This window comes from Nocardioides rubriscoriae (assembly GCF_008087085.1).
Classification (GTDB): Bacteria; Actinomycetota; Actinomycetes; order Propionibacteriales; family Nocardioidaceae; genus Nocardioides; species Nocardioides rubriscoriae.
This window is the reverse complement of the sequence record NZ_VIYJ01000005.1, coordinates 439,321-457,938: the sequence shown is the minus strand read 5'-3', so window position 1 is coordinate 457,938 and position 18,618 is coordinate 439,321. Positions and strand designations below refer to the sequence as shown.

Below are 18,618 nucleotides of genomic sequence, written 5' to 3'. Positions count from 1 at the left end.
CCATGAACATCCGTCACCTCCGTCTGGTCGCCGGGCCGGTCCTCGCTCTCGGTCTCGTGCTGGCCGGCACCGCCGTCTCGCCCGCCCAGGCCGCCCGCGGCGCCGGCGGCGGCACCGACTGGCTCAGCGGACAGCTCGACGAGGGCCTGCTCTACAACGACCAGTACGGCTTCAACGACTACGGCCTGACCGCCGACGCCGCGATCGCCCTCGACGCCGTCGGCGGGCACGCGCGCCAGGAGGCCGCGATCCGCAAGGCCCTGGCCCGCAACGTCGACAGCTGGACCACCGGCGCCGACTTCGGCAGCTCCGACCAGTACGCCGGCTCGACCGCCAAGGCCGTGGTGCTCGCCCAGGCCGTGGGCGCCGCCCCGCGTTCCTTCGGTGGTGTCGACCTGGTGGCGCGCCTCAACGGGCTCATCGGCACCGAGGGCCCCGCTCGCGGCCGCATCCGCGACGCCGCCGAGGTCGACTACGCCAACACGATCGGCCAGGCGTTCGCAGTCCAGGGCCTGTCGCAGGCCCGCTCCGGCAAGGCCGACGACGCCCTGTCGTTCCTGCTCAAGCAGCAGTGCAGCGCGGGCTTCTTCCGCCTGTCGTTCGCGCCGGCCACCCAGCGCCGCCAGAGCTGCGACGACGGCTCGGCGGCGCTCAGCACTCCCGACACCGACGCCACCGCACTGGCCCTGCTGAGCCTCGACGACCTCGCGACCAAGGGCCCCCGGGTCCGCGCGGCGATCAACGACGCGGCCCGGTGGCTCAAGCGGACCCAGAAGGACAACGGCAGCTTCGGCGGCGGTGCCTCGACCGAGTCCAGCAACACCAACAGCACCGGCCTGGCCGCGTGGGCGCTCGGCGAGACCGGCTCCTGCGCCGCGGCCGGCAGGGCCGCGCAGTGGGTGCTCAGGCTGCAGAAGCGCAACGGGGCCATCGCCTACGACCGGGCCGGCTTCGCGTCGGGCCGCGACGGCATCCAGAAGACCGAGCGCGACCAGTTCCGCCGGGCCACGGCCCAGGCCGCACCCGGTCTGCGCTACCTCGACCGCCGTGCCTGCAGCAACGGGTGACGTCACGGTGACCCGACGACCGACGGCGGCCGCCCTGCTGGCGGCCGCCCTCGGCCTGGTGTTCCTGCTCGGGCTCCAGGTCGTGGCTCCGACGCCCGCGCAGGCCGCCGCCTGCGGCGGCGCCACCGGCGTCACGGTCGTCGCCGACTTCAACGGCCTCGGTGGCGGCGTGCAGGGCGCGTGCGTGGCCGACGGCGGGGGCGACAAGGCCTCGAGCCTGTTCCCGGTCGCGGGCTTCCCGCTGACCTACGCCCAGCGCCAGCCAGGCTTCGTGTGCCGGGTCTCGGGTGTCCCCGAGTCCGACCCGTGCGTCAACACCTCGCCGGCCGACGCCTACTGGGGCCTGTGGTGGTCCGACGGCACCAACGGCCGGTGGACCTACTCCAGCCTGGGCGTCGACTCCCTACGGATCCCCGACGGTGGCTCGGTCGCCTTCTCGTGGGACGACGTGCCCGGTGATGCCCGGCCGTCGTTCGCCCCGCCCCAGAACGCCGAGCCGAGCCCGACCCCGCAGCCCAGCCCGCAGCCCAGCCCGCAGCCCGCCCCACAGCCGAGCCCTCAGCCGACCCCGACGCCGAGCGCGACCCCGACACCGTCGGAGCCCACCAGCGCGGCGCCGACGACGAGCACCCCGAGCCCGACCCCCACCGCGCCGACGACGAGCGAGCCCACCCGGTCCCCGCGCAGCACCCCGAGCCCCACCGCACCGACGGCCACCCCCGACGACACCGTCACCGAGCTGGCCGACCCGGTCGCCCCGACCTCGGCCGAGACCCAGGACGACGGCGTCCTGCCCGGCTGGCTGGCGCCGCTGGTGATCGTGCTGCTCTTCGCCGTCGTCGGCGTCGCCCTGCTCCTGCAGCGCAGGCAGCGGACACCGTGAGCGCGCTGCCGCGCGACCTGCACCCCGTGGCCTGGTGGCTGTGGGCGATCGGGCTCGCCACGGCAGCGTCGCTGACGACCAATCCGTTGCTCCTGCTGATGATCGTGGGGGTGGTGGGGGTGGTGGTGACCACCCGGCGTACCGACCACCCGTGGGCGCGCTCGTTCCGGTTCTACGTCTGGCTCGGCGTCGCCGCGGTGGTGCTGCGGGTGCTGTGGCGCGTGGTCCTCGGCGGCGGCTACCCCGGCGAGGTCGTGCTCGACCTGCCCGAGGTGCCGCTGCCCGACTTCGTCCTCGGCGTCACGCTGCTGGGCCCGGTCACCCGCGAGGCCCTCCTCGCCGGGCTCTACGACGGCCTGCGCCTGGCCACGCTGGTCATCTGCGTCGGCGCGGCCAACTCGCTGGCCAACCCCAAGCGCCTGCTGCGCAGCCTGCCGCCGGCGCTCTACGAGGTCGGCACCGCCCTGGTCGTCGCGGTGACCGTGCTGCCGCAGCTGACGCAGAGCATCCAGCGGGTCCGCGCCGCGCAGGCCCTGCGCGCCGGCGACACCGGTCGCGTGCGGCGGCTGCGGCGCTTCCTGGTGCCGGTGCTCGAGGACACCTTCGACCGCTCGCTGGCGCTAGCCGCCGGCATGGACACCCGCGGCTACGGCCGCGCGGGCACCGCCACGGCGACCGAGCGGCGTACGACGGGCGCGCTGGTGCTCGCCGGGCTCTGCGGCGTGGTCGTCGGCGTCTACGCCCTGCTCGACCAGACCGCGCCCCGGCTGCTGGCCGCACCGATGCTCGTCGTCGGCACGCTCGTGGCCGTCGCGGGCCTGGTCAACGCCGGACGCCGCGTGCAGCGCACCCGCTACCGCCCCGACCGGTGGCGACCGGCCGAGCTCGCGGTCGTCGCCGTCGGCCTGATGGTCGGCGCCCTCGGCTGGTGGCTCAACCACCACGAGCTCGCGATCGCCTACCCGGCGGTGACCGCCACGCCCGAGGTGAGCCTGACCGCCCTGGCCGTGGGCCTCCTCGGCCTCGTCGCGGTCGTCGTCTCGCCGCCGCCGCGGGTGCAGGGAGGCGCGCGATGAGGCCCCTGCTCGAGCTGCGCGGCATCACCCTGTCCTACGACGAGAGCACCGTTCTCGACGCGGTCGACCTCACCGTGGAGGAGGGCGAGCTCGTCCTGGTCTCCGGGCCGACCGGCGTCGGCAAGTCGACCCTGCTCGGCGTCGTGACCGGGCTCGTGCCGCGCTTCAGCGGGGGAGTGCTGCGCGGCGACGTCCTGCTCGACGGCGTCAGCATCGTCGACGCCCCGCCGCGCGAGCGCGCCCACGCCATCGGCTACGTCGGGCAGGACCCCGCCGCCGCCTTCGTCACCGACACCGCCGAGGACGAGCTCGCCTACGGCATGGAGCAGCTCGGGCTGCCGCCCGAGACGATGCGCCGCCGGGTCGAGGAGACCCTCGACCTGCTCGGCATCGCCCACCTGCGCGACCGCGACCTCCACACGCTCTCGGGCGGCGAGCAGCAGCGCGTGGCGATCGGCTCGGTCCTCACGATGCACCCGCGGCTGCTCGTGCTCGACGAGCCCACCTCGGCCCTCGACCCCACCGCGGCCGAGGACGTGCTCGCCACCCTCACCCGGCTCGTGCACGACCTCGGGGTGAGCGTGCTGCTCGCCGAGCACCGTCTCGAGCGCGTCGTGCCCTTCGCCGACCGGATGGTGCTGATGCCCGGCGGCGGTCGCCGGGTCGAGGTCGGCGACCCCGCCGACCTGCTCGCCCACTCGCCCGTCGTACCCCCCATCGTCGAGCTCGGACGCCGTGCCGGCTGGTCGCCGTTGCCCCTCACCGTCCGCGACGCCCGCCGGGCCGCACGCACGCTGACCCTGCCCGCGCCGCCTGACGTGGCCGACCTCGCCGACGAGCCCCTGCTGCTGGCCACCGGCATCGGCGTCGTGCACGGCAGCACCGTCGCGCTGCGCGAGGTCGACGTGACCCTGCACGCCGGCCGCGTCACCGCGCTGATGGGCCGCAACGGCGCCGGCAAGTCCACGCTGCTGTGGGCCCTGCAGGGCACTCGTAAGCGGCGCGCCGGCGCGATCGACCTCGACGGCGACGACACCGCGGCCCTCGACCCCGCCGGCCGCAGGGGCCGCGTCGCGCTGCTCCCGCAGACCGCCGCCGACCTGCTCTACCTCGAGACCGTCGCCGAGGAGTGCGCCGCCGGCGGCGCCGGCACCCGCGAGATCCTCGACCGCCTCGTGCCCGGCATCGACGACGCCACCCACCCCCGCGACCTCTCCGAGGGCCAGCGGCTCGCGCTCGCCCTGGCGCTGGTGCTGGCGCCCGCGCCCCGCGTCGTGCTGCTCGACGAGCCCACCCGCGGCCTCGACTACAACGCCAAGGGCGAGCTCGCCCGCATCCTGCGCACCCTCGCCGCCGACGGCCACGCCGTGCTCGTCGCGACCCACGACGTCGAGTTCGTGGCCTCGGTCGCCGACGAGGTCGTCGTGCTCGCCGAGGGCGAGGTCGTCTCCTCGGGCCCGACGCGACGCGTGGTCGCCGAGTCGCCGGCGTTCGCGCCGCAGGTGATGAAGGTCCTCGGGGCACCGTGGCTGCGGGTCGACGAGCTCGAGGTCGCGCTCACGTGAGCGCCACGACCTCGGGGACCTCGGGTATCGCGATCCCGCTCAGCGCCCGCTCGCGCGTCACGCTGACCGTCGCGTCCGTGCTCGGCCTGATGATGCTCTGCTGGCCGCTGCTCGTGCGCGTCGGCGACGGCGTCAGCCGGATCGACCCGCCGTTCCTCTTCCTGCTGCTGCTGCCGGTCGTCATCGCGGTCGTCGTGGCCGAGATGAGCGAGGGCGGCATGGACGCCCGGGTGCTCGCGATCCTCGGGGTCCTCTCGGCGGTCAACGCCCTGCTGCGCCTGGTCTCGGCCGGTACGGCGGGCGTCGAGCTGGTCTTCTTCCTGCTGATCCTCTCGGGCCGGGTCTTCGGCGCCGGCTTCGGCTTCGTGCTCGGGGTGACCTCGCTGTTCGCCTCCGCGCTGCTGACCGCCGGCGTCGGGCCCTGGCTGCCCTTCCAGATGCTCTGCGCCGCCTGGGTCGGCCTCGGCGCAGGTCTGCTCCCGCGCCGGGTCACCGGCCGTGCCGAGATCGCGATGCTGGCGGCCTACGGCGTCGTGGCGGCCTACCTCTTCGGTGCGCTGATGAACCTCTCGGGCTGGCCGTTCCTGCTCGGTGTCGCCGTGCCCGGGGCCGAGGGCGACCTGTCGTTCGACCCGACGGCCGGTGCGCTGCACAACCTGCGCACGTTCGCGGCGTACACGCTGATCACCTCGACCGGCAGCTTCGACACCGGTCGCGCGATCACCACCGCGATCGCCGTCGTCGTGCTCGGCCCGGCGGTGCTGACGACCCTGCGGCGCGCGTCGCGTCGCGCCGTGGTGGTCCAGACCGCTTCCTAGTCCCCGTCTGGTCATCGGATGGCCCGTTGTGACTAGGTCGCTGGTCATCTCGGGCCAGGCCTCTCCACAGGCGACGGCCGTGTTGTCCCAAGTCGGGGCGGCTGTTCGCGCGTCGTTCACGATCGGCGCACCGATCGTTACGTCGCTCTCCTGAGACTCTTCCCGACTCCCCGGGACGGGAGCCGATCAGCAGCTCTGAGCGACGGGGACAGCAACACAGGTGACCACCACACTCTCCGACCTCGACCGGCCACAGCCGGACGGGGCCGACATCACGGCGCGCGCGATCTCGCGTCGCAACACCGGCGCCGACGCGGTCTTCGCCCACGCGACCCGCGCCATCGGCACCTCGGTCCTCGTGGTCACCGGCGGCGTCGGCCTCTTCCTGGGCTACCAGGCGATCCCCACGTTCAAGCGCTACGGGCTGAGCTTCTTCACCGAGCAGCAGTGGTCGCCCGACACCGACACCATCGGCATCGCGGCCGTGCTCGTCGGCACCTTCCAGGTCGCGCTGGTCGCGATGGTGATCGCGTTCCCGCTCGCGCTGGCCACCGCGCTCTACATCAGCGAGTACGCCCCGGCCCGCCTCAAGCCCACGCTGGTCTCGATGGTCGACCTGATGGCCGCGGTGCCGTCGGTCATCTACGGGCTGTTCGTGGCCCTGCTGATCATGCCGTACGCCGCGGACCTCTCCATCTGGTTCGACCGCAACCTCGGGTGGCTGCCGATCTTCGAGGTCCCTGGCGGTCAGGCCGACGCCCCGATCCCCGCCCTGAGCCAGTACTTCTTCAGCGCCTTCGTCGCCGGCATCGCCGTGTCGATGATGGTGCTGCCGATGGCCTGCGCCGTGATGCGCCAGGTGTTCTCGCAGACGCCGCCGGGGGAGAAGGAGGCCGCGCTCGCGCTCGGCGCCTCCACCTGGGGGATGATCCGCACCGTCGTGCTGCCCTTCGGACGCGGCGGCATCATCGGCGGCACCATGCTCGCGCTGGGCCGCGCACTCGGCGAGACCATCGCGGTCGCGCTGATCATCTCCCCGTCGTTCGAGATCAAGTGGAGCCTGACCGAGCAGGGCGGCAGCACGATCAGCTCGCTGATCGCCAACCGCTTCGGCACCGCCTCGCCCTCCCAGCTCTCGGCCCTGCTCGCCGCCGGCCTGGTGCTGTTCCTCATCACCCTGGTGATCAACACCCTGGCCGCCACCGTGGTCAACCGCAGCCGGTCCGGGGCGGAGACCGACTGATGACGAGCCTCGACAAGCGGCCCGACGCAGCGATCGACCGCGCCGCCGCCCGGACCCACCTCCCGGCGTACGACGACGACGCACCGCCGCCGGTGCCGCGCGCGTCGCTGGGCAGGATGACCCCCGACGAGCTCTTCGTGCGCGCCGGGTCGTGGTTCGCCGCGTTCGGCCTGGCCTGGGTGACCACCCAGCGGCTGCTGCCGATGACCGGGATCCCGTGGTTCCTCATCTCGTGGTTCGTGCTCGGCATCGTGGTCACCGCCGTCGCCACCGCGGCCACCGGCACGTGGATCGACGTCAAGGACCGCGTCGCCGCGTCGATCATCACCGGCTGCGCCCTCTTCGTCGGGTCCGCGCTGGTCGCGGTCGTCGTCTACGTCGCGGTCAAGGGCTACAAGCCGGTCCTCAACCTCAACTTCGTCACCGACGACATGGCCGGGGTCGGCCCCAAGGACCCCTTCGACCAGGGCGGCATCCGTCACGCGATCGTCGGCTCGCTGATCGAGATCGGCATCGCGGTCGCGATCACGCTGCCGCTCGGCGTCGGCACGGCCGTCTTCATGACCGAGGTCGGCGGCCGCTACGCCCGCGTCGTGCGCACCCTGGTCGAGGCGATGACCGCGCTGCCCTCGATCGTGGCCGGCCTGTTCGTCTACACCGTCTACATCCTCGCCCTCGGTCGGCCCCCGTCGGGCCTGGCCGCGGCCCTGGCCCTGTCGGTGATGATGCTGCCGATCATCGCCCGCGCCTCCGACGTGGTGCTGCGCGTCGTGCCCGGCGGGCTGCGCGAGGCGAGCCTCGCCCTTGGCGCGAGCCGGTGGCGCACCGTGTGGCACGTCGTGCTGCCCACCGCACGTCCGGGTCTCGCGACCGCACTGATCCTCGGCGTCGCCCGCGGCATCGGCGAGACCAGTCCCGTGCTGCTCACCAGCGGCGCGGCCGACTTCACCAAGCTCAACCCCCTCGAGGGCGCGATGAACTCCCTGCCGCTCTTCATCTTCGGCAACGTCCGCAGCGGCAACGACGTCGCCATCCAGCGGGCCTACGGCGCCGCCCTGGTCCTGCTGATGCTCGTGCTCGTGCTGTTCGTGATCGCCCGCCTCCTCGCCCGTCCCCGGCGCACCACCGCGCGCCGCTCCCGGAAAGCAGACTCATGACCACCCGCCGTACCCGTCTCGTCGCCACCCTCCTGGCCCTCGGCGTCGCCGTCCTGGCCGCGACCGTCGGGGCCCCGGCGACCGCCGACGACGCCCCGCCCGCCCGGGCGGCGTACGCGACGATCGAGGGCACCGGCTCGACCTGGTCGGAGCTGATCGTCAAGCAGTGGATCTCCGACGTCGACGCCAACGGCATCAAGGTCGTCTACACCGGCGGCGGCTCGTCGAAGGGCCGCAAGGACTTCTCGCAGAACACCACCGACTTCGCGATCTCCGAGATCCCCTACCAGGGCACCGACGAGACCGGCCAGGCCGACACCAGCAACGGCCGCGAGTACGCCTACCTGCCCCTGGTCGCCGGCGGCACCGCCTTCACCTACCAGCTCAAGGTCGGCAACACGATGGTTAAGAACCTCCGGCTGTCGGGGGAGACGCTGGCCAAGATCTTCACCAACCAGGTCACCAACTGGAACGACCCGGCGATCACGGCCGACAACAACGGCCGGTCCTTCCCCGACAAGAAGATCGTGCCCGTCGTGCGCTCGGACGGCTCGGGCACGACGGCGCAGTTCACGACCTGGCTCGACAAGGCCTACCCGTCGATCTGGCGCCCCTACTTCGGCCGGTCCGGGCTCACGTCGTACTACCCGAAGAAGGGCGAGACGATGATCGCCCAGTCGGGCTCCGACCAGGTGATGAACACCGTCTCGGGCTCCGCGGGCGACGGCACCATCGGCTACGTCGAGTACTCCTACCCGCTCGACAAGGGCTACCCCGTCGTCAAGGTGCTCAACAAGGGCGGCTACTACGTCGAGCCGACGCAGTACAACACCGCCGTCGCGCTGACCCGGGCTCGGATCAACACCAACAGGTCCGACCCGACGAAGTACCTCACGCAGATCCTCGACGACGTCTACACCAACCCCGACCCGCGGGCGTACCCGATCTCGTCGTACTCCTACATGATCATCCCGACCGGGTCCGACGACCCGCGGATGACGACCGCCAAGCGCCAGTCGCTGGCCGACTTCCTCTTCTACTCGCTGTGCTCCGGGCAGACCAAGGCCGGGCCGTTCGGCTACTCGCCGCTGCCGGTCAACCTGGTGAGCGCCGGGTTCGACCAGATCGCCCAGCTCAAGAAGGCCGACCCGGCCGTCGACCTGGCCAACCGTGACGTCAAGAGCTGCAACAACCCCACCTTCGACAAGAGCAACCCGAGCCGGAACTACCTGGCCACGATCGCGCCGCAGCCGGCCGCCTGCGACAAGCAGGGCGCAGGCCCGTGCGGCACTGACACCGGCACCAACCAGCCGAGCACCGACGGCGGCGGCGGGGGCACCGCCGACCCGACGACCGCACCCGTCGCCGGCGGCACGGGCTCCACACCCGGCGGCGTCACCGGTGGTGGCACTCCGGCGGCCGGGGGACCGCCGGGCAGCGGGGCCGTGCCCGGCGCGGCCGGGCCGCCCGGGTCGGGCGCCGTACCCGGCACCCCCGTCGCCGGCACGGCCGACGAGGCCGTCTACGCCAACTCCACGACCATCGACGACCGGCCCCTGGACTCCCGGACGTTCGGCTGGGTCTCGGTGTTCCTGCTGGTCGCCCTGGTCCTGCTGCCGGGCCTGGTCAGCGCCCGCGTCCGCCGTCGGGGTGGCGCATGAGCCGCCGCCTGCGCCTGCGACCGAGCCTGCGCGACGGGCTCGGCCTGACCGCGGCCCTCGCCGTCGTCGCCATCGGCCTGGTCACGCCCCCGAGCGGCACGGCCGCCGGCCCCGTGGCCGCGCGCAACGCGAGCGGCGACGGGTTCAGCGCCACCCGGACGATCAGCCGCGTCTTCGTCGGCGCCGACGGCACCGAGAGCACCGTGGCCTCCTACGACGTCACGGTGAAGGCCGACCAGACCACCAACCTGCGCGGTCGCCAGCGCATCCGCATCTCGTGGAGCGGGGCCCAGCCCAGCGGCGGTCGCGCGGCCAACCCGTACGGCGAGAAGGGCCTGACGCAGGAGTACCCGGTCGTCGTCATGCAGTGTCGCGGGCGCGACGACGCGTCGCTGCCGGCGGCCCAGCAGCTGCGTCCCGAGACCTGCTGGACCGCCTCGGTCGCCCAGCGCTCGCAAGTGCTGCGCTCCGAGGGCGAGTCCACCTGGCGTCGTGACCTCTACGCCGACGAGGCCCGTCGGGCCGCGGTCAGCGGCGCCGAGTCCGTCGACCCCGCGGCCTGCCCGCCGCTCGACGTGGCGTCGTACAGCTCGGCGCTGACGCCGTTCGTCACCCGGGCCGGCCAGACCTTCTCGGCCTGCAACGCCACCACGATGCCGCCGGAGGCCGCGGTCGACGCGGCGTTCCCGCCGGCGGAGATCGCCGCCTTCACCGACGAGAACGGCAACGGCTCGGTCAACTACGAGGTCCGCAGCGACGTCGAGAACGAGTCGCTGGGGTGCAACGACAAGGTCGCCTGCTCCATCGTCGTCATCCCGATCGTCGGGCTCAGCTGCGCCCAGCCCGCCTCGCCGCCGACCCTCGACGACAAGGCCTGCCGCAAGCAGGGCCAGTTCGCCCCGGGCTCGAGCAACGCGATCGGCGCCGGCATCGACCTCGCGGTCGGCCCCGCGCTGTGGTGGTCGGAGTCCAACTGGCGCAACCGCTTCACGATCCCGATCACCTTCGGCCTGCCGCCCGACACCTGCGACGTGCTCGACTCCCGCGCGCCTACCGGGTTCTACGGCTCCGAGCTGCTCGCGCAGGCCGGCCTGCAGTGGTCGCCGGCGTACTGCCTGAACAAGAAGCGCTTCAAGTTCCAGCTCAACCAGACCTCCGACATCGCCGGCTTCAACCTGATGGAGAACGGCACCGGCCCTGCGGCGGTCGTGTCCTCCGAGCAGGAGTCGACGAGCACCGACCCGGTCGGTTATGCGCCCACCGCGGTCACCGGCTTCGCGATCGGCTACGAGATCGACCGCCCCGACAACGCCGGTGAGTACACGCGCCTGCGGCTCAACGCCCGGTTGATCGCCAAGCTGCTGAGCCAGAGCTACCTCGGCTCCGACCTCGGTCGTCAGCACCCCGGCATCGGCGACAACCCGTTGGCGATGATGAACGACCCCGAGTTCCAGCAGCTCAACCCCGGGCTGAGCGAGATCACCCAAGAGGCCGGCGCTGCGCTGCTGTCGCTGTCCAACGACTCCGACGTCATCGAGCAGCTCACCGAGTACCTCGCCCAGGACAAGGACGCCTCCGCGTTCCTGGCCGGCACCCCCGACCCGTGGGGCATGAAGGTCAACCCGGCCTACGAGGACATCGAGCTGCCCCGTCCGTCGTGGCCGCTGCTCGACACCTTCATCCCCGAGACCGAGAACACCTGCCGCCAGAAGAACCCGTCGGTCTACTTCAGCCAGCTGGCCGCGCCAGTCACCACGCTGCGCAAGATCTCCGAGGCCCTGCTCGACGCGTGGCCCAACGTGCAGACCAAGTGCGACTTCGACCCCAACACGCTGCTGTTCAAGATCGGCCGTGTCGACCGCCAGTCGTACGGCGCCCGGTTCGTCCTCGGCGTGGTGAGCCTCGGCGACGCGGCGCGCTACGGGCTCAAGACGGCCGCCCTGCAGACCCACAAGGGCACCTTCGTCGCCCCGACCGACGACTCCATGGGCCGGGCGATCGCGTTGAGCGAGCAGCGCAAGCCGCGACTGCCGTTCGTGCTCGACCAGGCCGACGTCGCCGAGGACGGCAAGGCCTACCCAGGCACGATGGTCGTCTACACCGCCGCCAAGCTGCGCGGCCTCGACCAGGACACCGCCGACAAGGTGGCCCAGTTCGTCCGGGTCTCGACCACCGAGGGTCAGGTCCGCGGCAGCGGCAACGGCCAGCTCCCGGCCGGCTTCCTGCCGATCAGGAAGACCGGACCGACCGGCAAGCTCTTCGACGCGGCTCAGCTCGTGGCCGACGCGATCGAGGCCCAGAAGCCCGCTCCCACCACGCCGGACCAGACCGACGCGCCGACCGGTGGCGGTGACGACGCCGGCACCGGAACCGCCACGGGTGGCGGCGACCTCACCCCACCCGTCAGCGACGTGCCGCCGGCCCCGGTCCCCACCTCGCCTGCCACGACGACCCCGCCCGTCCTCGCCATCGCCGACCCGGCGCCCACCAGCGCCACCACGGTCCAGGAGTCCGGCACGGCGGGCCGGTTGCTGCCCCTGCTGCTGCTCGCCGCCCTGGTCGGCGTCGTGGTGCAGGTCGGGTCGCGCTTCTTCGTCCGCCCGCCGCGGAGGCTCTCGTGACGATGACCGCGCCCCGTCCCGACCAGGCCACCAGGCCACGGCGCCGGGTCCAGCCCGCCCGCACACCGAGGTCGGCCCGGCCGCCGCGCGTGCCGCGGCCGCCGCGCCCGGCCCCCCAGGGCCTGGGGGCCGTCGTCGGCACCGCCAGCACGATGGTCACCCTCGTCGCGGTCTGGGCCCTGCTGCAGCTGCTGGTCCTCGGCGGCGTCGCCCACGACCGCGAGCAGACGCTGCTCTACCGCGACTTCCGGGTCCAGCTGGCCGAGACCACGGCCCCCCTCGGCCCCACCGTCCCGGTCGGTGACCCCGTCGCGATCATGACGATCCCGGCCATCGGGCTCGACGAGGTCGTCGTCGAGGGCACCGCCTCCGGCGACCTGCTGGCCGGCCCTGGCCACCAGCGGGGCACCCCGCTGCCGGGCCAGCGCGGCTTCTCCGTCGTGATGTGCCGGGCGGCGACCTACGGCGCCCCCTGCGCCCACCTGGGCGACCTGCGGCCCGGCGACGACGTTGACGTGCTGACCTCGCAGGGCCGCAAGACCCTCAACGTGCTCGGCGTACGCCGCGAGGGCGACCCGGTGCCGGCCTTCACCGACCCGGCCGCCGCCGTCGTCACGCTGATCTCGGCCGAGGGCCAGGGCCGGCTCTCGGCGCTGACCCCCGACACGACCGTCTACGTCGACGCGGTCTCCTCCGAGGCGTTCCCCACCCCCGCGGGCTACGGGGGTGTCGCCCCCAAGGCCGAGCAGGCGATGCAGAGGGACACCAGCGCCCTGCCGCTGCTGGCCCTGTGGCTGGCCCTCCTGGTCGGCCTCAGCACGGCGGTCGTGCTCGCGCGGCAGCGCTGGTCGGCATCCCTGGTCTGGGTCGTCGCCGGGCCGGTCGCCCTCAGCCTCGCCTGGCTCTCCACCGACACCGCGATGCGGCTGCTGCCCAACCTCCTGTGACCCGTACCGACGGGCTCGGGCCCGCCGGCACACCGCACCACCCGAATGAATCCATCCCTGCACCAACATCAACCAAGGAGCACCTCCGAGATGTTCGTTCGCAAGACCCTCGCCGGCGCCGTCACGGTCGCCGTGACCGGGTCGGTCCTCGCGCTCACCACGGGCGCGGCCCACGCCGTCTACACCGCCGACCCCGACGACACGACCGCCACCCCGGTCACCGCCGACGTGATCGGCGTCGGCTCCGACACCAGCCAGAACGCCCTGTTCCGGCTGGCCGCCTCCTACAACGGCACCGTCGCGGCCGGTGCGCCTCGGTTGACCACGTTCGCCGCCACCGGTGGCGGCACCATCCCGCTGCCCACCGCTGAGATCAACCGTCCCAACGGCTCCGGCGCCGGCAAGACCACGCTCTACAACCCCAGCAACCCCGACGTCGACTTCGCGCGTTCGTCGTCCACGCTGTCGACCGCCGAGATCAACGCCGGTCTGCAGCAGTTCCCGTTCGCCCTCGACACCCTCAAGCTGGTCGTCTCGGGCTCGGTCGCCTCGAAGGCTCCCGCTGCGATCAGCGCGGCCGACATGGTCAAGATCTACAACGGCACCTACGACGACTGGAGCGACCTCGGCGGCACGGCCGGGGCGATCGAGCCCAAGATCCCGCAGGCCGGTTCCGGCACCCGGTCGTTCTTCCTGGCCCAGCTCAAGGCCGCCAACGGCAACGTTGACGTGACCCTCGCGTCCAGCGTCCAGGAGATCCAGGAGAACGACCCGGCCCCGATCCAGAACAACGCTGCCGCTGTGGCGCCGTACTCGGCCGGCCGGGCCGGGCTCTCCGGTTCGGCGCTGCGCGTCGAGGGCGGCTTCCAGGCCGACCGTGCGCTCTACAACGTCGTCCGCGGCACCGACCTCGGTGACGCCACGATCCAGGCCCTCTTCGGCCAGAGCGGGTTCGTGTGCTCCGACGCCGCCATCGACGAGATCCAGGCGGCCGGCTTCCAGCAGCTCGACAGCGTCGCCGACGGCGGCGTCTGCGGTCAGTCGACGCAGGCCGCGACCAGCAACTTCAAGATCAACGAGCCGGTCGTCCCGATCGCCACGACCACCACGGTCTCGGGTGTCAGCCCGTCGCCCAAGGCCCTGCGCCTGACCGCCCGCGTCGCCGGCACCCCGACCCCCACCGGCTCGGTGCAGTTCGTCGACAACGCCACGGAGGCCGTCCTCGGCACCGCCAGCCTCATCGGCGGCACCGCGACCCTCAACCTCACCAACCGGGCCCCGGGCAGCTACGTCGTCAAGGCCGTCTACACGCCGACCGTCGACACCGCGTTCGTCGCCTCCGAGGCCACCGGCACCGCCAAGGTCAAGGCCGGCTCGGCCATCACCGAGTCGTTCCCGGCCGCGCTCAAGAAGTCGGCCAGGTCGGCCAAGGGCGTCGTCACCGTCGCCTTCTCCGGCCTCGCGACCAAGCCCACCGGCAAGGTCACCATCAAGGAGGGCGCCAAGACCGTCGGCACCGGCACCCTCAAGGCCGGCAAGGTCACGATCACGCTGCTGAAGTCGAAGGTCGGCAAGGGCAAGAGCACCCTCAAGATCACCTACCCCGGTGACGGCAACGGGTTCGGCTCGAGCAAGACCTTCTCGATCACCTTCAAGAAGTAGTCCCAGCCCCACCCCGCACCACCTGTCCCACCCCGCCCCGCCCGGCGTACCGCCGATCGGAGAACCATGACCGCCGTCCTGCCCGACCAGAGCACTGCTCTCGCTCCGCTCGCCGAGATCGAGGCCCGCCAGATCACCGCCTGGTTCGGGGAGCGCAAGGTGCTCGACCGGGTCTCCCTGGTGATGCCCGCCGGCGGCATCACCGCCCTCATCGGCCCGTCGGGCTGCGGCAAGTCGACCTTCCTGCGCATCCTCAACCGGATGCACGAGCTCGTCCCGTCGGCCTCGCTGGCCGGCGAGGTGCTGCTCGACGGCGAGGACGTCTACGACCCCTCGCGCCGGCTCATGGACGCCCGTCGCCAGATCGGCATGGTGTTCCAGAAGCCCAACCCGTTCCCGGCGATGTCGATCCGCGAGAACGTCCTGGCCGGTCTCAAGCTCACCGGCACCAAGGCGTCGAAGTCCGAGCGCGACGCCCTCGTCGAGTCGTGCCTGACCAAGGGCGGTCTGTGGAACGAGGTCAAGGACCGCCTCGACGCCCCTGGGGGCGGCCTGTCGGGCGGTCAGCAGCAGCGGCTGTGCATCGCCCGCTCGCTGGCCATCAAGCCGCGCGTGCTGCTGATGGACGAGCCCTGCTCGGCCCTCGACCCCACCTCGACCCGCGTCATCGAGGAGACCATGCTCGAGCTGGCCCGCGAGGTCACCATCGTCATCGTCACCCACAACATGCAGCAGGCCGCCCGCGTCTCCGGGCAGTGCGCCTTCTTCCTGGCCTCCCAGGGCACCCCCGGCGTCATCGTCGAGCACGGTGACACGCGCGCGATGTTCGAGAACCCCCAGGACCAGCGCACCTCCGACTACGTCAACGGCCGCTTCGGCTGAGCCTCAGCGTGGTGCCGACGAGGCGCCACGACCGAGCAGGTCCAGCAGGTGTACGGCTTGGAGGGCGTCGCTGCCCTCGGGGTTGAGGTCGTGACCGGGGTTGCCGGGCAACAGCATGAGCAGCCAGAAGGTGGCCAACGCGATCCGGTACGCCTCCACCCGGGCGAGTCGGGCTGGGGTGAGCTGGAAGCCGTCGATGACAGCCTCGGGGTCACGCAGCCCTCCCAGCCGTGCGGAGATGTGCTCGACGAGGTCGGCCACCTCGAAGGCCAGGTCTCCGACACCGGAGTACTCGAAGTCGATCAGCCGCACCCGTTCGCCGTCCCACAGCATGTTGTCCACGCGTCCGTCTGCCTGGGCGACGACCGGGTCACGCATCTCGTCGAGACCTGGCGGCAGGTCCGCGTGCCACGCGCCGGCGACAGCAAGGGCACGACGGACCTCCGGCGCCATCTCGGTGCGCGTGTGCTCCTCTGCGATCCACTCGGCGTTGTTGCGGAGGAAGTCACCTGGCGCTGCATGACGCAGTGGGGTGTCGGGCTGCACCGGCACCGCGAAGAGCAGGAGGTACGCCTCGAGCATCGCGGCGAGCTGCGCCGGTGTGAGCGCGGTGTCCAGAGGGACCCCGTCGACTCGAGACATCACCACGACCGGAGGCTCGACCTCCCTGGCCAGGGGTCGGGGCGCCAGACCGGGCACGTGCTCGTCGAGCAGCACGAGGGCCGCCCACTCCCGGTCAGGTTCGCCGCGACTGGTGCGCCGGTAACGCTTGCGCACCACGTCGCCCTCGATCGCTACCTCGTGACCCGACACCGGACGAGCGTCTCAAGCGGCAGGTCCCGCGGCCAATCCGCCGGAGGCGGCCCGGACCACCCCGCGGTGGTCGAGGAGGTCGCGCTGGCGACCGTCTCGAGACCCACCCACCCCCAACCGACACCGAAATCCCATCCACAAACGCCTAGACAAGACTTTCGAATACAGGCACGTAGGCGTAGAATGAACTCGTGAGCACCCGCACCCGGACCCGCAGCAGCGACCCGCTGCTGGAGTTCGTGCGCGCACACCGCGACGACGAGTCCAGGGTGCAGGTCGCCAAGCTCAACGCGGTCTTGGACTGGGCGGCGGTCAACACCGCTGACCCTGCTGAGACCGCAGCGTTGTTGGACCCGATGGAGGAACCGGCCCTGCACCTGGGTGGGCCCGGGTGCCCGGTGATCGGTGAGTACGCCGCCCTGGACCTCGCGTTGTCGTTGGGCATGTCGACCGATGGTGGGCTGGCCTACCTGGGCAAGGCGTTGGAGCTGCGCTACCGCCTCCCACGGCTGTACGCACGCGTGGTCAAGCTCGAGGTGCCGGTGTGGAAGGCGTTCCGCGTCGCCGAACACACGATGTCCCTGCCTGCGGCTGGTGCCACCGAAGTGGACAAGGACATCGCCCCGTTCCTGCACACCTGCTCCTGGGCCCAGGTCGACCGGGCCGTCGACGCCGCGCGGGCCAAGCACGACCCCGACGAGGCCGAACGCCGCCGCAAGAAGGCCGCCGAGCACCGCCACGCCGACGTCCACCTCGGCGACGCCAACACGTCGGGGACCGTGGAGATGACCGCCACCCTGGACCTGGCCGACGCGATCGACCTCGAAGCCGCGCTGAAGAACGGTGCCCAGGCGTTGGCCGACCTCGGGTCCACCGAGACCCTGGACGTCCGCCGCTCCCAAGCCCTGGGAGAGATGGGCCGCCACCAGCTCGCCCTCGACCTCCTCACCGGCGAGATCACCGGTGGCACTGGTCGTGGGATCACGCTCTACGCCCACCTGGACGCCGAGCACCCCGACCTGCCCGGGTTCCTCGACAACACCTGGTCCCCGGTCCTGGTCGAACAGATCCGCGCCTGGTGCCAGGCCGCCGGCACCAAGGTCACCGTCAAACCCGTCGTCGACCTCGCCACCGACCCGGTCACTGAGGCCTACGAGCCCACCGACGCGATCCGCGAGCTCGTACGACTCAGGGACCACACCTGTGTGTTCCCCGGCTGCACCAGACGCCGGGTCGACCTCGACCACATCGTCCCGTTCTCAGCGGGTGGGCCGACGTCGGCGCACAACCTCGCCATGCTGTGCCGCAGACACCACCGCGCGAAAACCCACTCCCGCTGGCGCTACGTGATGCTCCGCCCCGGGCTCTACCACTGGACCAGCCCCACCGGCGCGACCTACCTCGTCGACCGCAGACCCCCACCACTCCGCCCACCCCGTCCAGCCCGCCCACCGCGTCGACGACCCTGACCGCCCCGATGACCCCGCCATCCAGAGGATGACGGGGACGTCGTCGCGTCCGGTCAGCCCACGCTGACGATCTCGGTGACGCCGAGGTCGTAGTACCTGCTGCACTCGGTGCCGGTCTCGCCGGACAGGTAGCCCCGCAGCACGACGTGCTGACCGTAGGTCGCCGCCATGCCCCGCGAGCCGCGTCCGTGAACGTGCATCCCGGTCTCGGCCCTGACGACCTCGTCGCCGACGCGGCCGCTGGTCGTGGTCACCGTCGCGTCGTACGCCGGGGTCGACGAGCCGACCGTGTAGAGGCCCGCGGGGGTGTCGAGGGCCAGGCAGTAGCCCTCTCCCTCGTTGCCGGCCACGACGGTGAGGGTCCCACTCCTGGTCACGGTCGGGTCGGGGGCGGGTGCCACGACGACCGCCGGTGGGGCTGCGGGTGGCGGGGCTGGGTCGGGTGTCGTCGTGGGGCTGGCCGTCACGGTCACGGTCACCGCCGGGCGCCTGGGTGTCCGCGGCCGCTCGCGCGGTGCCTCGGACGCCTGCGTGGCCGACCGCGACGACGAGTCCGTGCCGACAGGAGCAGCCGAACCGGAGACCGAGCACCCCGTCAGCAGGACCGCGGTCGACGCCGCGAGGAGCAGGGCACGGTGGTGTGGCACCGGCGCACCGTAGGGCGGGCCGGTGAACCCCGCATGAACGGTTGCGGCACGGGACCGGGACGCCCGGCTCCGCCTGTACGCCGAGCCCGCGTGGGTGAACGGGGCGT

At 72.4% G+C, this 18,618-nt stretch carries 15 protein-coding genes; 13 read left to right on the top strand and 2 right to left on the bottom strand.

Annotated elements, in window-relative coordinates; all coding sequences use genetic code 11:
- Nucleotides 1-2 precede the first annotated feature (2 nt).
- From FZC61_RS11735 to FZC61_RS11680, 12 genes are all read left to right on the top strand, one after another.
- On the top strand, nt 3-1,067 hold the full coding sequence (locus FZC61_RS11735) for a hypothetical protein (RefSeq protein WP_148614339.1): 1,065 nt from the start codon (nt 3-5) through the stop codon (nt 1,065-1,067).
- On the top strand, nt 1,048-1,950 hold the full coding sequence (locus tag FZC61_RS11730) for a hypothetical protein (RefSeq protein ID WP_148614338.1): 903 nt from the start codon (nt 1,048-1,050) through the stop codon (nt 1,948-1,950). Before FZC61_RS11735 ends, FZC61_RS11730 begins: the two co-directional genes overlap by 20 nt.
- The gene (locus FZC61_RS11725) at nt 1,947-3,026 is read left to right on the top strand and encodes an energy-coupling factor transporter transmembrane component T (protein WP_148614337.1); all 1,080 of its coding nucleotides are present in this window, start codon (nt 1,947-1,949) and stop codon (nt 3,024-3,026) included. The genes FZC61_RS11730 and FZC61_RS11725 overlap by 4 nt, the downstream gene beginning before the upstream one ends.
- A complete protein-coding gene (locus tag FZC61_RS11720) occupies nt 3,023-4,591 on the top strand; it encodes an ABC transporter ATP-binding protein (protein ID WP_148614336.1) in 1,569 nt (522 codons plus the stop codon). Before FZC61_RS11725 ends, FZC61_RS11720 begins: the two co-directional genes overlap by 4 nt.
- Complete coding sequence (locus tag FZC61_RS11715) at nt 4,588-5,409, top strand: ECF transporter S component (protein ID WP_246142641.1); 822 nt, start codon at nt 4,588-4,590, stop codon at nt 5,407-5,409. Before FZC61_RS11720 ends, FZC61_RS11715 begins: the two co-directional genes overlap by 4 nt.
- A 220-nt stretch (nt 5,410-5,629) precedes the next feature.
- The gene (gene pstC, locus FZC61_RS11710; protein ID WP_148614335.1) at nt 5,630-6,652 is read left to right on the top strand and encodes a phosphate ABC transporter permease subunit PstC; all 1,023 of its coding nucleotides are present in this window, start codon (nt 5,630-5,632) and stop codon (nt 6,650-6,652) included.
- The gene (gene pstA, locus FZC61_RS11705; RefSeq protein ID WP_148614334.1) at nt 6,652-7,809 is read left to right on the top strand and encodes a phosphate ABC transporter permease PstA; all 1,158 of its coding nucleotides are present in this window, start codon (nt 6,652-6,654) and stop codon (nt 7,807-7,809) included. Before pstC ends, pstA begins: the two co-directional genes overlap by 1 nt.
- Nucleotides 7,806-9,470, top strand: a complete 1,665-nt coding sequence (locus tag FZC61_RS11700; protein WP_148614333.1) for a phosphate ABC transporter substrate-binding protein PstS — start codon at nt 7,806-7,808, stop codon at nt 9,468-9,470. The genes pstA and FZC61_RS11700 overlap by 4 nt, the downstream gene beginning before the upstream one ends.
- Nucleotides 9,467-12,091, top strand: a complete 2,625-nt coding sequence (locus FZC61_RS11695; RefSeq protein WP_148614332.1) for a hypothetical protein — start codon at nt 9,467-9,469, stop codon at nt 12,089-12,091. Before FZC61_RS11700 ends, FZC61_RS11695 begins: the two co-directional genes overlap by 4 nt.
- A 2-nt stretch (nt 12,092-12,093) precedes the next feature.
- On the top strand, nt 12,094-13,038 hold the full coding sequence (locus tag FZC61_RS11690) for a sortase domain-containing protein (RefSeq protein WP_148614331.1): 945 nt from the start codon (nt 12,094-12,096) through the stop codon (nt 13,036-13,038).
- Between the two features lie 90 nt (nt 13,039-13,128).
- The gene (locus FZC61_RS11685; RefSeq protein ID WP_170286081.1) at nt 13,129-14,700 is read left to right on the top strand and encodes an Ig-like domain repeat protein; all 1,572 of its coding nucleotides are present in this window, start codon (nt 13,129-13,131) and stop codon (nt 14,698-14,700) included.
- A gap of 66 nt (nt 14,701-14,766) precedes the next feature.
- Nucleotides 14,767-15,582: a phosphate ABC transporter ATP-binding protein gene (locus FZC61_RS11680; RefSeq protein WP_148614329.1), complete on the top strand. Its 816-nt coding sequence runs from the start codon at nt 14,767-14,769 to the stop codon at nt 15,580-15,582.
- A 3-nt stretch (nt 15,583-15,585) separates the two neighbouring features.
- Here FZC61_RS11680 and FZC61_RS11675 read toward each other — a convergent pair whose 3' ends face one another.
- Nucleotides 15,586-16,395 carry a phosphotransferase family protein gene (locus tag FZC61_RS11675; protein WP_148614328.1) on the bottom strand — a complete coding sequence of 270 codons (810 nt, stop codon included), beginning with the start codon at nt 16,393-16,395 and terminating at the stop codon, nt 15,586-15,588.
- A gap of 191 nt (nt 16,396-16,586) precedes the next feature.
- Here FZC61_RS11675 and FZC61_RS11670 point away from each other — a divergent pair, with 191 nt between their 5' ends.
- Nucleotides 16,587-17,864 (top strand): HNH endonuclease signature motif containing protein, encoded by a 1,278-nt coding sequence (locus FZC61_RS11670; RefSeq protein ID WP_148614327.1) that lies wholly within the window; start codon nt 16,587-16,589, stop codon nt 17,862-17,864.
- Nucleotides 17,865-17,917: 53 nt separating this feature from the next.
- Here FZC61_RS11670 and FZC61_RS11665 read toward each other — a convergent pair whose 3' ends face one another.
- A complete protein-coding gene (locus tag FZC61_RS11665) occupies nt 17,918-18,214 on the bottom strand; it encodes a hypothetical protein (protein ID WP_148614326.1) in 297 nt (98 codons plus the stop codon).
- Between the last annotated feature and the right edge of the window lie 404 nt (nt 18,215-18,618).